The 13,867-nt window shown below is 40.5% G+C and carries 14 protein-coding genes; 5 read left to right on the forward strand and 9 right to left on the reverse strand.

Features of this window, described 5'->3' with window-relative positions:
- Nucleotides 1-91: 91 nt before the first annotated feature.
- Genes ACSBL2_RS00355 through ACSBL2_RS00370 form a run of 4 tightly spaced genes read right to left on the reverse strand, consistent with a single transcriptional unit; the run spans nt 92 to nt 5,779 of the window.
- Nucleotides 92-1,945 (reverse strand): HsdM family class I SAM-dependent methyltransferase, encoded by a 1,854-nt coding sequence (locus ACSBL2_RS00355; protein ID WP_442589688.1) that lies wholly within the window; start codon nt 1,943-1,945, stop codon nt 92-94.
- Between the two features lie 34 nt (nt 1,946-1,979).
- Complete coding sequence (locus tag ACSBL2_RS00360) at nt 1,980-2,612, reverse strand: HNH endonuclease (RefSeq protein WP_442589689.1); 633 nt, start codon at nt 2,610-2,612, stop codon at nt 1,980-1,982.
- The gene (locus ACSBL2_RS00365; RefSeq protein ID WP_442589690.1) at nt 2,599-3,240 is read right to left on the reverse strand and encodes a hypothetical protein; all 642 of its coding nucleotides are present in this window, start codon (nt 3,238-3,240) and stop codon (nt 2,599-2,601) included. Before ACSBL2_RS00365 ends, ACSBL2_RS00360 begins: the two co-directional genes overlap by 14 nt.
- Nucleotides 3,233-5,779 carry an ATP-binding protein gene (locus ACSBL2_RS00370; RefSeq protein WP_442589691.1) on the reverse strand — a complete coding sequence of 849 codons (2,547 nt, stop codon included), beginning with the start codon at nt 5,777-5,779 and terminating at the stop codon, nt 3,233-3,235. The genes ACSBL2_RS00365 and ACSBL2_RS00370 overlap by 8 nt, the downstream gene beginning before the upstream one ends.
- A 554-nt stretch (nt 5,780-6,333) precedes the next feature.
- On the opposite strand from ACSBL2_RS00370, the gene ACSBL2_RS00375 reads away from it, so the two are divergent.
- Nucleotides 6,334-6,591, forward strand: coding sequence for a hypothetical protein (locus ACSBL2_RS00375; RefSeq protein WP_442589692.1), 258 nt, complete (start codon nt 6,334-6,336; stop codon nt 6,589-6,591).
- Nucleotides 6,592-7,174: 583 nt separating this feature from the next.
- A complete protein-coding gene (locus tag ACSBL2_RS00380; protein ID WP_442592260.1) occupies nt 7,175-7,348 on the forward strand; it encodes a hypothetical protein in 174 nt (57 codons plus the stop codon).
- Here ACSBL2_RS00380 and ACSBL2_RS00385 read toward each other — a convergent pair.
- Nucleotides 7,340-7,762, reverse strand: coding sequence for a winged helix-turn-helix transcriptional regulator (locus ACSBL2_RS00385; RefSeq protein ID WP_442589693.1), 423 nt, complete (start codon nt 7,760-7,762; stop codon nt 7,340-7,342). The genes ACSBL2_RS00380 and ACSBL2_RS00385 overlap by 9 nt on opposite strands.
- Before the next feature lie 126 nt (nt 7,763-7,888).
- On the opposite strand from ACSBL2_RS00385, the gene ACSBL2_RS00390 reads away from it, so the two are divergent.
- Both ACSBL2_RS00390 and ACSBL2_RS00395 read left to right on the forward strand, forming a co-directional pair.
- The gene (locus ACSBL2_RS00390) at nt 7,889-8,683 is read left to right on the forward strand and encodes an SDR family oxidoreductase (RefSeq protein ID WP_442589694.1); all 795 of its coding nucleotides are present in this window, start codon (nt 7,889-7,891) and stop codon (nt 8,681-8,683) included.
- 18 nt (nt 8,684-8,701) lie between these two features.
- A complete protein-coding gene (locus ACSBL2_RS00395) occupies nt 8,702-9,025 on the forward strand; it encodes a nuclear transport factor 2 family protein (RefSeq protein ID WP_442589695.1) in 324 nt (107 codons plus the stop codon).
- A gap of 247 nt (nt 9,026-9,272) precedes the next feature.
- On the opposite strand, the gene ACSBL2_RS00400 is transcribed toward ACSBL2_RS00395, so the two are convergent.
- The 3 genes from ACSBL2_RS00400 to ACSBL2_RS00410 all read right to left on the reverse strand — a co-directional run bounded on the left by ACSBL2_RS00400 (nt 9,273) and on the right by ACSBL2_RS00410 (nt 11,460).
- Nucleotides 9,273-9,914 (reverse strand): DUF6266 family protein, encoded by a 642-nt coding sequence (locus ACSBL2_RS00400; RefSeq protein WP_442589696.1) that lies wholly within the window; start codon nt 9,912-9,914, stop codon nt 9,273-9,275.
- A gap of 705 nt (nt 9,915-10,619) precedes the next feature.
- Entirely contained in the window at nt 10,620-10,859 is a 240-nt protein-coding gene (locus ACSBL2_RS00405) for a hypothetical protein (RefSeq protein WP_442589697.1), read from the reverse strand.
- A 229-nt stretch (nt 10,860-11,088) separates the two neighbouring features.
- Nucleotides 11,089-11,460 (reverse strand): SnoaL-like domain-containing protein, encoded by a 372-nt coding sequence (locus tag ACSBL2_RS00410; RefSeq protein WP_442589698.1) that lies wholly within the window; start codon nt 11,458-11,460, stop codon nt 11,089-11,091.
- A 199-nt stretch (nt 11,461-11,659) separates the two neighbouring features.
- Between ACSBL2_RS00410 and ACSBL2_RS00415 the strand changes: the two genes are divergently transcribed.
- Nucleotides 11,660-12,349 (forward strand): hypothetical protein, encoded by a 690-nt coding sequence (locus tag ACSBL2_RS00415; protein ID WP_442589699.1) that lies wholly within the window; start codon nt 11,660-11,662, stop codon nt 12,347-12,349.
- A 354-nt stretch (nt 12,350-12,703) separates the two neighbouring features.
- Here the strand turns inward: ACSBL2_RS00415 and ACSBL2_RS00420 are convergent, their stop codons facing one another.
- Entirely contained in the window at nt 12,704-13,843 is a 1,140-nt protein-coding gene (locus ACSBL2_RS00420) for a redoxin domain-containing protein (protein WP_442589700.1), read from the reverse strand.
- Nucleotides 13,844-13,867: the final 24 nt, after the last annotated feature.

The raw sequence follows: 13,867 nt of genomic DNA on the forward strand, positions 1-13,867 counted from the left end.
AGTTCAAACCCCACGAAATGGTGAAGCAAAAGATCTGATAAACTCAATGGCAAATTTAGTGTATTGAAAAACTGTGGACTGACGTTCCCGGTCAGACTTCATAAAGCGAATTTATTAGATTATCTGGTAAATCTGTTGTTAAAAGGCGTTCTTGCTGTTCGGTTGTAAGTTGAGGTATACCGAAATTCTTTAAATAATTCCTACTCATAGAAATATATCCAGAAGAATAATCCTTTGTGGTACTTTTGATGTAGTTGTAAAATAATTCAGATTCTAAAATCCGTTTTAATAATTCCAGCTCACGGCGATCGTTAGATATAACTGCTATTCCGTTGTAGAATAACAGGTCTAATTGATCACATATTACAAAGGTGGGCCGCTCACAGATATGTGGAAAAAATAGTTTGTAGGCCAGAATATCCATTGACTGACGTCTCCCAAAAGCATACCATTCTTCATAAATCCTTTTTCCCCTGTCACGTGTAGCAAGCGCTGCTTTTTTAGAAAGTAAATATCGATAAGCTTCCGGGAAGTTAGCGAGCATTTCATCTTCAGGAATGATTTCTAACCGTCCTTGAGCTGGTCGATAAGGGAAAATAATCTTTTCATTCAGTCGGGTGATATCTTCTACCACTTTGACCTTATTTGCATTCACAATATCCCTGCAAAGAATCCGCTCTACCCGAAACTCCTGATCAGGCGAAGGTAAGTAGTAATACAGTTCATCTTCATGCAAGGGACGAAATTTGTAGACATCATTCATGAGCGTTGCAATGCCATTTTTGGTTTCGTAAATAGCTTTAAAAGGTATTCCTGTCTGTTCAATATTCCTGATGAAAACATTTAGTTCCTCAGAATTCACGAGATTCCAACCATCCTGGTGATTGAGGTCATGATATAAAAAGGTTTTAAATGGAAGTTTAACTAACGAGTTTAGTGCCATTGAGTTGGTCCGAAGATATTTTATACTGGCTTCGTCCCGGGATATGATACAGATACAAGTGTAGGTGTTTCGTTCAGTAAACACTTGTTCGCCGCCGAAGTTAATGATGGTAAGGTTTAATGCTTCGTCCTCGAAATACTGGCGCAGTGCCCTGCCATTTATGCTTTTGATAAATGTATTAACAGTAATATATCCCAACCTTCCGGCAGGATTCAATGCGTTTATGCCAATCTGAAAAAACGGGATGTAGAGATCCGGATGACCGCTACAGCTTACTGGCCAGGTCAGTGCTTGTCTCAGAGTGTCTTCATCCATATTTCTGGATGCAACGTAAGGCGGATTTCCGGCCACAAGATCGAATCCACCATTTGCTTGGATCGGCGCAAAGGTTGCTACAGGATCAAAAACAAGACTATTCGCTACTAATAAATTATATGCAAAGTTCTCGTCTTCGCCAGCAAGTAATGCTTGAATAGCTAGTAGCAAACGAGCACGCTGCAAACTGTAGTCGGCGATATCTATACCGTAAACCTGTTCACTATAGATCTGCCGATATGATCTTCCTGTAAGTATTTTAATACAAGCGCTATAGGTAAGCAGAAATCCTCCACAACCACACGCCGGATCATAGAGGGTACAGGTATCGTTAGGTGCTTGGGTTTGGTCTAAAAGAGAATTAATGATAAAATCCCGAATATAGGCGGGAGTGTAAACGGCTCCATTTACAACTTTTTCCGTTGGTGATACGACATACTCGAATAGTTCGATTAGGTCTTCTACAGTATAAGCCGCTGTATGCTTGATGATGACTTTTAAAAACGTGTCTAATGCTTCGGCACGCTCATCATTCTCATCGGCTGGTATACGGTAGTTTTTGAGCAGCTCATTGTGCACAACAGTTAGGCTGTTAAAAGAAAGAAAAGATGATATGATCAGACTGTCCACAAAGTGTGGACCAAGGATAATATATGGTGAAAGGGCTTTGTATACGTTTGTGTGCATTTATTATATAAGAAAATCCAGACTAATGCATGGATTAGCGTTCATTTAAAGAATCATAGTAGGCCTTGAGTTCGCTGTCGAACTTAAAATAGGCGAGGGTGTATTCCAATAATTTCTGATAGGCAACAGTGTTATCCTGACCATCAGCTTTTAGTTGTTCAACAATTGGATCTAACGTAATAATGAGAGACTTTAGTCTTTGTAAGTTCCAAAGCAATTTGATGCCACGTTCCCGTTGATCAAATTTAAAAGCAATCTGGTACATCCATTTACCCACATCACTGTTCCACATGATCGAACCGTCGGTATTTCTATAAAAATGTGTATCGTATTCATCACTACAGGGATCAACAAAACCAATCTTCCCATCATTATAAATTGTTTCACTGTTGGTGGGCCACTTATTGTGTTTGCCGTTATTGCAAAATTTGCAGGAATAGACAAGGTTGTCATATTGGGTGTCGTTAATATTTCCAAATTGCCGAAAAAAGACTTTCGGGATAAAATGATCAACTTCGTACCAGGTATGACGGTAGCTGTCATGAGAATCGCAATAAGCGCAACAGTTGTTGAAATCTATTTTTAGATCTGGTTTGTGGTCACCCCAAGTGGTTACTGCCGTGGTGATTGGCCGCCTTCTCGGTGTCTTTTCTCTAAGCGGGATCATTCTTTTGCTTTAATAGTGACATTAATAATTTTTCTGCGTCCTCAGTGATTTCGGTTAATTCGTCTAGGTTCTTGTCAGATAGCAGATGGTTTGGGGTCTCTTTATGTTGACGTTCGTCTAATTTGTTCAGGTCAAGCTGCAAATTAAACAGTTCTTCTTTCTCAATTGGAGTCAGTTCCTCTAGCTGGCGTATCTCGATCAATTCAGCGATACGTTTTTTTCGACTATCGATATATTGATGGTAATACTGAATATTTCGTTTGAGAACCTCAATAAACCAAGGTTTACTTTTATCTAGAACCTCTTTGCTGTAGATTATATTGACGTTGTCGACCTGGGGAAAGGCATCTGTTGGCTCATTAGTGAAGATGATCATTGGGAATTTCGGTTTAATTTTTTCGAACTCCCTTACCACGGTATCCCCATTATAAACAAGTGTACCTTTGTCTTTAAGAAAATAATCCACAAGGAGCAGGTCAATATCGGATTGATAAATTCGGTTAATCAGTTCGTCTTTCGGAAGCCCCCGCTGGATGTCATAGCTAACCATTTCAAAATCATTCTCGAGTTTACGGATGATCTTTTTTACCTCTTTTTCTGCCTCGTCGACATAGCCAATTTTATACATCTGCAGTGGTTTTTCGTGTTGGAAAATTAATTTTTATCGTAAAGCCCTGGGCGCTGTCTAATATTTCGACCATACCACTGTAATCTTCAATTACGTTTTTGACCAGATACATCCCAAGGCCAGTCCCAATATCCTGACCATCTTTGTCTTTTTTGGAGGTTGTGAATGGTAAGAATACCTCTGATTTATCTACGAAAACATCCGGCAGGCCCGGCCCGTTGTCATGATAAAGAATGCTAATAGTATCCTTATTGACGCTGTGGGTAATGCCGATTTCGCGGTTGATCAGTTCGTCTGCGCTATTGAAGGAATCGATGGAATTTGTGATCAGATTGCTAAAAATTGTATTCATGTCCATCTCGAACGCCCTGAAACTATAAGTCTCGGCAGATAAATCTACGCTCATTGTGATAAAACGATCTGCTAGGGCAAGTTCCCAATCATTTTTCAGTGTTACGAAATAATCGCTAAATTTTAAATCCCTACGTTGACGTTTGTCTTTTTTGATGCTGGTCAGCGAGTAATCTACCCAGTGTTTTACTTTAGCGTTATCGGCTTTTAACAATTCAAAAATATCTTTACCATTTTTGTAGTCCTTTGTCGCTTTTGCTTGTACACTAGCTATATTTTCATAAATGATCTCAAGGTCGTCGATCTCACTTGTATTGTATTGGACATTACGTAACTCATGAGCGAAGGAAGCCATAATTAGGCCGAGACTTGCTAGATTCCGTACCTGCGCAATCTCGGCATCCTTTTCTTGTGGACGTTGGAAGAGGCGGATAGTTTCTTCGGCCATTTGTTGGTAGGAAGCTTTTTCTTCTTCTTCATTCGCAGTGCCACTACCTCGTCTGGCTTCTTCGCCCTCACTTTCTTCGATAGCCTTTTTTTCCTCAGCCACTCTCTGCTGGTATATCCTTTCAGCGAGTAACATGGCCTCGGCAGTTATCCGTTCATCTTCTTTCCGTTTCTTCTCTGCTTCATTGAACAGGTACACCGGATGGTACAAGGTACTCCTGTCAATCTCGAATTGATTTATAATCCCGATCAATATCCGTTTAAACATGGTGAAAGCATCATTTTCAACTAAAGAGCCGCGATCGGATTTATCCGCCAGCTGCTCATTGCCCACTCTTGATATGGTGATGATGCCGGCAACCTGATTAGAACCAACTCGCCAATCCCCAATGCGCTGGCCGACTCCTGCAGGGCTGCGGCCGGCGCGGCGACCTAAATCCAGCCAGTCATTATCGGGATCTCCATATGGCCTTACCCGGAATGAGTCGCGGTAGATCTTTATACCGCCGAATCTGTTAAGGGTATTTTGGCGTTCAGAGGAATTAATTTCCTTGTACGGGTATTCATCTTTTTTGCCGCCTGTCAGCTTTAGAAAATAAAATGTAAAGTCAAAATCCCCCACTGCTTTCAGCCGTTCGACGTTCTTTTCGGTTTTTTTCCATTTGATAACCTGCTGGACTGTCCGTGAAAAGTTGAATGTCTTTTTTTTTAGGGTTTTCAGATCATAGGGCGGAGCAGCATCCCCAAATACGCTCTTATATTTCTTACTCACTAAAGCCAGATCGATTTCATTGCGAGTAAGTTCAAAGTCTACAGTCAGCGTCTCCGCATGAAATTTGGCGACCATTTTGTAGTCGAAGTCATTAAAAAAAGCTGTGTCGACCTCACCGAATAATTTCGGTACCTGCCAGTATCCTTGAAAAACCCGGAAAGGGATTAATAATTCTTTAGGCGGGATTAACGCTTCCAATCCTTTGAACGTATTTTCAATTTCTTTCAAGGACCAATCATCTCGTAGGTTTTGGATCTGTATAAAAGTGCCGTGCTTGAAAGTGCCGGTCGGTATTTTATCAAAAAATGGAAAAGATCCAAATGTAGTTTTGACCACCTGCTCTAGGTCGAGCGGCTCGGCATCAATAACCGTTGCTTTGATATCTGATAAGGTCAGGCCGGGGCCCTCGAATTGTTTCCAGTCCATTTCCCAATAGATGCCAGCTTGGTTTTCATCTTTTGGCTTTGTCCATAATTTGGTTAGGGAACCTAACCTGTCCAGCGCAAAACGGCCAATGCCCTTAGCGCCAGTTTGAACACGCCCTTCGTCTGATAAATATTTCCGGTCCTTATTTCCGGTGCCGATCATCATCCACTGGTTGGCGATCACCTCGTTGTTCATGCCCGCTCCGGTATCGATGATACAGATCCTATTGTGAGTATTTAACGATTGCCTGATTATTATGAGCGATGCCTCATCAAGATTTTCCACAAGTTCATATTGATCGCCCTTTGCAACATAGTATCCCGCGTCAATCAAACTTTTGAGTTTATACGTGGTCACCATTTCTGCAGACAATATCGGTTCGATACCGCTAAACGGCACATCAAAAACCACGAGGCAATACTCTGAATCCGCGTCGTACGCATTTTTCACCAATTCAATGATAGCTCCTTCCGCATTGGTGAAGTTTTGCTGACCAATGAGTAGTGCAGTTCGGGCGGATACTGAAAAAGGTATTTGGCTCATAATTCAAACAATTATAAGCATATTTTGAGTAAACTCTTAATATTATAACTTATAAAACTCTAGATTGACGAATATCGTGTCTAATACACTTTACTGGTTTTACGCATTTTTATTTCTGGCTCTTTTTCATAATAGGAACATGAGCGACCGTCTTATCCGCAAAGGCCTCGCATCGCCTTTTTAATAGTACAAGAATCACCTAATTTTAATAAGGGAAAGAGTAAACAAAGTAAATCTTACGCGGTTATTGGTCTGATAATCTATTTGATTTTGAATGTTTTTTATTAATTTTTGGAGTAAGTTTGCCGCTTAAAAAAAGGTAGTGATTAATTCGGTGAGTATAAGAATTTTAATTTATATAAGGTGTTGATAATCAATCAAAAACCTATGGTTAGACGTTGTCGTCGGGACCACTTTGGAGATTAAACGACTCCTAAAACGGCTTTTCTGCATCAGAAAGGCCGTTTCTGTTTTTGAAATGGATGAAATAATGGGTATCCGACAACCAAACCGACAACCGGTTTTCGTAGTCGCGGTTGCAATACTTAACTAGAATGGCAGAGATTAAACTCAATCTAAGACATCCTACAGCAGACAAAGAGACTCCAATTAATGTAATTGTAAGGTACAACAATCAGAAGCTTGTGTACTCAAGCGGAAAGAAAATCCATACGAAACATGGGGAAACAGCAGATCTAAAAAAAATCCTTGATATTCGATTTGCGAGAGTTGAGGGAACAACTAGAATGAACTTCTCTGAGTTAGTCAAATGGTTTACCTACGAATATTTTCACCCAAGAAGCAGATCATGACCAACAATGAAACTAGCGTAGCGAGTATGAACACGCTTAAGACTTATAAAAAACACTGCGACTGCTTGAAACTTTTGCGAAGGAACAAGGATCTTTTGACTTCAAGGATATAAATATGAACTGGTATTTCCATTTTACAGACTGGTGTAATAGCGTGAGGAACTATAACTCAAGTACGTTGATAAGCACATCAAGGTTATTAAATCTTAGCTTAGGAAAGCGGAAGAAGAGGGGGTAAATGGGACTACATTCTATAAGAATAGGGATTTCAGAAAACCATCATATATATCAGAAACGATCTATCTAAATCAGGACGAATTACGTTTCATCCACGAGCTAGACTTATCTACTAGAGTAGAACTTGATCGGATAAGGGATCTCTTTCTAATTGGTGCATAGTCAGGCCTTCGCTTCAGCGAATTTAATAGACTAAAAGAAAGCCATATCATTGATGGGTTCATTAGAATGAGAACAAGTAGGACAAGCTCTCAGGCTGTGATCCACTCAACAGCGTTGTTAAAAGTATACTAATGCACACAATCACCCAAGCTCCAGCCTTAAACCCAGTCAACAAGATCTTTCCATTACCCGTAAACTGCTTGAAGCTGGAAAGCTACCGGACTTACTGATCCTGGATCATATCATCTTAACCAAATGTGGTGATTTCTCCTTTGGGGATGAAGGGCTTATAGCCTTTTATATTTGTAAAATATGGAACAGAGAAAATTTTAAGCAATACCCGCACGGGTTAATGTGAAAGCTTCTGTATAACTGGCAAAGCTTCGTCATATTGGTTCTCCTGCTCGTCTGATGATGCCTGTGTATGCTTTAAAATCACCCTTCTCAGCCGATCCTGATATTCATCGCCCCAAAGGCCAATGGAACTGATCAAAGGGATGAGTGTTTTACCAAAGTCGGTAAGACTATATTCAACTTTCGGGGGCAACACTGGATAAATCTTCTTAGTGACCAATTCATGATCTTCCAGTTCCTTCAATTGCACGTTCAGTACCCGTCTGGTCACGTCCGGAATCTTTCGCTGAAGTTCACTGGGCCGCAGGTTGCCTATATGGATGAACCAAAGAATTCGGATCTTCCATTTGCCATACAGCACTTCACCTACCAGGTCAAGTCCGCAATTGAGTGTCGGAGTAGTCTTTTTTATGTACATAAATACGAATATACAGTAAACCCAAATAGAGATCAATAGGGATAAATTTATCCCTATTTGATTCGTAAGCCCGTAATTGTTTGCTATCCCAGTACTATCGAAATTTGTACTACAAACAAAAAAGATATGGAACAGCAATTCAACTACAGCAACGAATTATCCGGAAAGATAGCCTTAGTAACAGGGGGCACAAAGGGTGCGGGAAAAGCAATCGCAGAACGCTTAATCGCAGCTGGGGCAACAGTAATTATTACGGCAAGGAACAAATCCGAACAGCCAGATGCAGACCTTCATTTTATTCCTGCTGACCTGAGCAAGGCAGAAGATGCGCAAAAAGTAATCAGCGAGGTGCTGTCGACCTATGGCAGGCTGGATATCCTGGTGAACAACCTTGGTGCTTCATCAACACCCGCCGGTGGTTTTTCAGCATTGAATGATGAGGATTGGATATCAACCCTCCAGGCTAATTTACTTGCTCCTGTCAGGCTTGACAGGGGATTTTTACCGCAAATGATCGATCGGAAAAGTGGAGTTATTATCCATATCGCTTCCATACAGGGCAAATTGCCGCTGTACGATTCCACTTTGCCCTACGCAGCTTCAAAAGCAGGATTAATCAATTACAGTAAAAGTTTATCCAATGAAGTTACGCCGAAAGGTGTCCGCGTGCTCACTGTTTCACCAGGATGGATCAATACAACAACATCGATAGCCTGGTTGGGCGAGATTGCAAGGAATGCAAATAGCACGGTCGAAGAAGCTCAAAAAAGTGTCATGGATGCATTGGGTGGAATACCTTACGGCAGGCCCGCAGAACCGGAAGAAGTAGCTGAATTGGTTGGCTTTTTAGTTTCTCCAAGAGCCAATTACTTAACAGGAACAAATTTCGTCATTGACGGAGGAACGGTACCGACTGTTTAAAAACTTAATCATATCATCATGGGATTACCTAAAGTAGTAGAGCGCTTCGTAGAGACGCAGAACAATTATGACAGCAAAGCTTACACAGAATGCTTTACTGAATCCGCCATCGTACATGACGAAGGCAAAGTACATACTGGCAAGGAAGAGATTCTCCAATGGATCGAACATGCGAATGAAGCTTATCAATCTTCAATGCAACCACTCAAGTACGAGGAGTCCGGATCAAATGGGGTACTGACTGCAAGGGTGTCTGGTACGTTTCCCGGAAGTCCAATAGTACTTCAGTTTCATTTGGGAATAATGAACAATTTCATCGATTCTTTAAAAGTAACCGGATAAGGCTTCGGCCCGAATGGTAAAACTTACTGTGTTTTTTAATATGCTTCTGGCGTGATGTAAATCCTATATTACACCAGAAGCCATTTTTTTAATTTCCCATTCTTTCCCATCATGGCGGCGGGTCTAGTTAAGATATCTTTAATCTGATCATCAACAATTCATGGGACTAAGGCTGCTAAAATATAGAAAAATGTATGAAGGAGGTCGATTAAGCCATAATACAACCTGCGCCCCAATGAAGCGATATCTACCAGTTAAATTTTCCGAGATGTAAACTATCGCTGATCTGGTTACGGTCGTCACTCACAAACGAAATATACACCTCAACGGTACTTCCCTTTTTGATTCCTGCGAGGTCGAGTACATCTTTTCCGGTAAGGCGATGCGCCCCTCCTGTAGTATACCTGGACTCCTTTAATTCCGGAAAATAGGCCATCAGGATTGCTTGGTCACTGATATGGGCAGGAGATGTCGCCTTTGTATCCCAGGTAAAGGACAGCCCTGTTTCGGTAACTTTCACCTCAGCAGCAGCTGTTCCCGGTAAGGATCCTTTCGTCATCAGGATTTTAGCGTAGTCTACTCCCCGATTTGGGAATTCCCCCTGGATGGAGTTTCTTCTGTTGCAGGAAACCATGGCATTGTGAGGGTTCATACCTAGTTTTTTTGCCTCCAATCCATATCCAACAGTGGTAAAACGCTTCAAGGGCTTCATGAAATTAGTGAAAATCTTGGTATCTTTCTCTACGACAAGTTGCTTTGAGCTGGGTTTTACAGTTCTTTTTTTATTTTTTGTTTTTGCATAGGTATTGCCATTGGGAAGTTGATAATAGGTGATCCCATCTACGGTACCGGAAAAGCCCACAAAGGGGCCGCTTTTAACTCGTGCCATGATTTTAAATATTTATAATTAATAAATTATGCAGCTTAAAATCGAAATCAGGCAGGGTCTTTAAAGGGCGATGTCGGAGTCGAATTTATGGCTGAATGTAGTTTTTGCTTATTCTCGTCATATTCATTCATTACAAATATAAATACGGAAGAACAGTAATTGCAAATAATTAGGCAATAATTTTTCAAAAAATTTCTAATGAATTATATTCGGTTAATTTCGAGAAAAAACCGGGGTGTTTTGTATTTGTGAATCATTTTCAGGACAGGATGAGCAGGGGTATGCCTTTGTTATACTTTGGTTCGGAGACGGTAGGTGTTAAAATTTGATTGTAGTTTAGTCTTATTTTGGTTGTGGTTTGATCATAAGTACCCCATATCTACATCATTCTTACGCCAAACATACATAGAAGTATATTTGGCGTAGATCTGTGCTAAGTTTAATCTATATATGGGGTACTTATGGTCAGGTTACAACCAAACCACAACCTGGACATAACTAAAATTCATCACGACTCGTTATCGAACCTTTGCCGGGTCGTTGCCCTACTGTGGGTGAGAAATGGGGATTTCAGGAAGATGAGGTTCCTGCCCCGACATTCACTATGTGGGGCTAAGAGATATACTATTCTTCTTGGTAAATAAAAGGGAAATAGATGTGATGAAAAGCCCTGCCAGCTCAGTAACTGACAGGGCTTTCTACTATCTAAGCTGCGGGAATGACATTGACTTCAAATGCCCGGCAGGATACCATTTCAGCATGATGCACAACAGTAAGTTTAAGCTTCATCTTCTCAATCAGCTGTTTCGCTTCAGCAATTGTTTTGTTGAGATCACTGATTCCTCTGACCTCAATTCCTTTCGCCATCAGTTTGAATTTACTTGGTTCGAACTTATCGATGAATTTTTGCAGGTCGGCACTGATCTTAGTTGCTGGTTTTTCCATGTTCTATTTCTTGTTTTCCTTAAGTATACAGCAAAACAAGGCATTTAGTTTTAAGTCAGAAGTCCGCTAATGTTAACTTTTTATTTTTGCAGTCATTCTTGACTATTATTTAACATGGGTTTAATAATGCGACCTTAGATTTGTACTATAAATATTTGGTTAGTATTTATAAGTTTAGGTTTAGTTGATAAAGAGTAGCCCATGATGGATGTCAGGGGCTATTTTAGTTTTATCCTGGAGTTGGAACACTGTAGAAAAACTCTTCCGCAACAATTTTACCATCTTTTACTTCATATATCGCAATTTCGCTCATCGCCATCCTACCGTGCTCTTTATAGGTGACATCCATATCCATTACAACAGAAAAGTGGTTTGATGAAACTATAGGGTCAGATATTGTGGCCTTATGTATTTCCTCTACACTTGATTCCCAATAAATGGTCTTGTTTTTTACGGCTGCTTTGCCTTCAGTCAGTTCCATTGGTGTGCCTTTCGGTTCCTTACTGATCACATGATCTGCGTAAAGCTCATCGACAGCTTCTGTGTTCTTGCCATCACGGCAAAGTTGAACTAATTTTTCAGCTACTTCTTGTGTTTTCATACTGGGTATAAATTATGTTTATATTCTGGGTTAATCACCATAAACGGATGAAGTGTTCAATGGGTTTTATTTTTATTGATCTTTTCTACACAAAAGGACTTGAAGCTTAAAGATTTGAGTTGTCATGTGCCTTCAGGAGCAGTCTTTCCTGGAAGAAGAATGACTACCGTCTATGGAATGGATGTGTATATTGCATCCTATGAGGAAAGTATCCGTCATGCTAAAACCTTTATTCATTTCCCTGGGCATAATGAGCACAATATGGCTCATAAACCCCTTGCCATTATTTTCCCAATCTACTCATCCAGCTGATTCACTATTTACCAAATTACAGCAGTATACCGATAGCACGATGGTACTGGAGTATACGAGCAATTGGATAGGGCCGCCAAGTCTTTACATCCTGAGTAAAAAAAACGATACCCTGAATGCCTACACTTATCGAAATATTTTTTTAGACAGGAAGATTAGAGGAGAAATGATACCAGGGATCAGGAGGGAGATGAACCCCGATGACGCGTATAAAATTATGATCACAAAGCCTGACATCAATGAATTCTTTCATTTCTATCCGATTGAAAAGAAAGCAATCCATAAATTCTGGGCAAAACTTCATAAAATAGCACCCTGGTCTTTAACTGATGATTCGGTAAATGGTTTTGGTTGTCCACCACGAAAGCCCGAAATCACAAAGGCTGGAGATACTATTTTCCGTGATGAAAACATATATGATGGCGGAGGGATGAGGCTTTATCTGATTACCAAAGAACAAATAAAAATGCTGGATTATTATGCACCTGATTTTTATATCAGAATTTGTCCTGGGAGGAAGGATAGAGAAGGTATACTTAAAATAGGCAAGATTTTTAAGGAATATATCAGGCCATAAAGTCCGGATGATCTTGTTGTCTGGCCAATGATACCGTAAGTCAATTCAAGGAGGGTGTACATAAAAGGCTGTCACAATTGAAGGGCTAAGAATGGAATAAGGGTGTGACCGTGATTTGATCTCCATAACAAACCAGGTATTCCAGATGCAAAATTCATTTTCCGATTTGGATATATCCATTTATTCGACAAACCGTATGTCTATCCAACACATTGCTGAACTTTAACAGACTTCAGCTTAAAAGCCGATTCGTGTCTTCTGTAATTACCCATAAAAATGCCCCCAAATAGTGTCTAACTTTTGGGGGCATTGTATGATGAGTCTCTTTCTTTAATGAAAGAAAAAGGAGAATGACTAATTCCCGAAGATTTCTTCCAGTTTTTTATTCAGCTCTTCGCCGCGAAGATATTTAGCGACAATCTTACCACTTGGATCAATCAGGAAGTTCATAGGGATGGCTTTAACATCGTATAACAATCCCGCTTCATTATCCCAGCCTTTGAGGTCTCCCACCTGTTTCCAGCTCAGCTTGTCATCCTGAATAGCTTTCAGCCATTTCGCCTTATCGCTGGCTTTGTCCATTGATACACCCAGGATCTCAAAACCTTTTCCTTTGTATTGTTCGTAAGCCTTTACCAGATTCGGATTTTCCCTTCTGCAGGGTGCACACCAGGATGCCCAGAAATCAATCAGCACATATTTTCCGCGGTAATCTGATAGTTTCACCATTTTCCCATCAACATCTGGCTGGGCGAAATCTGTTGCTTCTACACCTTCCTTTGTTTTCTTCACTTTCTGGATTTTGGCCTCCACTTCTTTACCCATGTACGAGGTTCTCAGCGGCTCATTCAGGCTGGCGAAAGTCTTTTCCATGACAGGAACATCAAAGTCGGGCCCAAGCAAAGAATTAAATGCCATCAGTGCCATATGTTTGTCCGGGTTTTTCCCGATGTAGGCCATTTTTGCCTCATAGATTTCTTTTTCGATCACCTTGGTGCGATCTTCTAAAGTCTGAATATAACTCTGATCCTGTTTCTTTGCTTCAGGCTGTGCTGCATATTCCTTATTCAACAGCTCATACTGTGCATAGATAGGTTTAAGAAAAGCAGTAACTTTTTCATTCTCTGCATTAAGGGCTGATCCTGAAATCACGGAATTCTTTACGGAGTCTTTTGCTACAACAGTAATACGTTCATTGCCCACGAACAAAGCCCTGATATCATAGCTATTCCGTTTAATCGGATCATCTGGCTGTCCATCATGTTTAACTCGGATGTTGGCTTCTGAAGGAGAAGATACTGTACCTTTAAATTCGAACTTACCATTGTTCATAAATACAGAATCCATTTGCTGTTTCCCATCTTTAATGACCATCAGATAGGCTTTTGCCGGCTTGTTAAGCTTACCGACCTGACCGGTGATGGTATATCCATTTTGTGCTGCCAGATACAGGGGTGCAATACCGGCCAGCATGCATAAAATTGCTTTTTTCATTTTCTATTGTTATTTAGGAGTATG

It is taken from the genome of Pedobacter sp. AW31-3R, assembly GCF_052180285.1.
In the GTDB taxonomy this organism is placed as follows: domain Bacteria; phylum Bacteroidota; class Bacteroidia; order Sphingobacteriales; family Sphingobacteriaceae; genus Pedobacter.

Bases quoted from the DNA above. Each gene is read 5' to 3' on its own strand.
- ACSBL2_RS00385 (WP_442589693.1), bottom strand. From the start codon at position 7,762: ATGTACATAAAAAAGACTACTCCGACACTCAATTGCGGACTTGACCTG.
- ACSBL2_RS00395 (WP_442589695.1), top strand. From the start codon at position 8,702: ATGGGATTACCTAAAGTAGTAGAGCGCTTCGTAGAGACGCAGAACAAT.
- ACSBL2_RS00355 (WP_442589688.1), bottom strand. From the start codon at position 1,945: ATGCACACAAACGTATACAAAGCCCTTTCACCATATATTATCCTTGGT.
- ACSBL2_RS00365 (WP_442589690.1), bottom strand. From the start codon at position 3,240: ATGTATAAAATTGGCTATGTCGACGAGGCAGAAAAAGAGGTAAAAAAG.
- ACSBL2_RS00415 (WP_442589699.1), top strand. From the start codon at position 11,660: ATGAGGAAAGTATCCGTCATGCTAAAACCTTTATTCATTTCCCTGGGC.
- ACSBL2_RS00390 (WP_442589694.1), top strand. From the start codon at position 7,889: ATGGAACAGCAATTCAACTACAGCAACGAATTATCCGGAAAGATAGCC.
- ACSBL2_RS00410 (WP_442589698.1), bottom strand. From the start codon at position 11,460: ATGAAAACACAAGAAGTAGCTGAAAAATTAGTTCAACTTTGCCGTGAT.
- ACSBL2_RS00405 (WP_442589697.1), bottom strand. From the start codon at position 10,859: ATGGAAAAACCAGCAACTAAGATCAGTGCCGACCTGCAAAAATTCATC.
- ACSBL2_RS00375 (WP_442589692.1), top strand. From the start codon at position 6,334: ATGGCAGAGATTAAACTCAATCTAAGACATCCTACAGCAGACAAAGAG.
- ACSBL2_RS00400 (WP_442589696.1), bottom strand. From the start codon at position 9,914: ATGGCACGAGTTAAAAGCGGCCCCTTTGTGGGCTTTTCCGGTACCGTA.
- ACSBL2_RS00370 (WP_442589691.1), bottom strand. From the start codon at position 5,779: ATGAGCCAAATACCTTTTTCAGTATCCGCCCGAACTGCACTACTCATT.
- ACSBL2_RS00360 (WP_442589689.1), bottom strand. From the start codon at position 2,612: ATGATCCCGCTTAGAGAAAAGACACCGAGAAGGCGGCCAATCACCACG.
- ACSBL2_RS00420 (WP_442589700.1), bottom strand. From the start codon at position 13,843: ATGAAAAAAGCAATTTTATGCATGCTGGCCGGTATTGCACCCCTGTAT.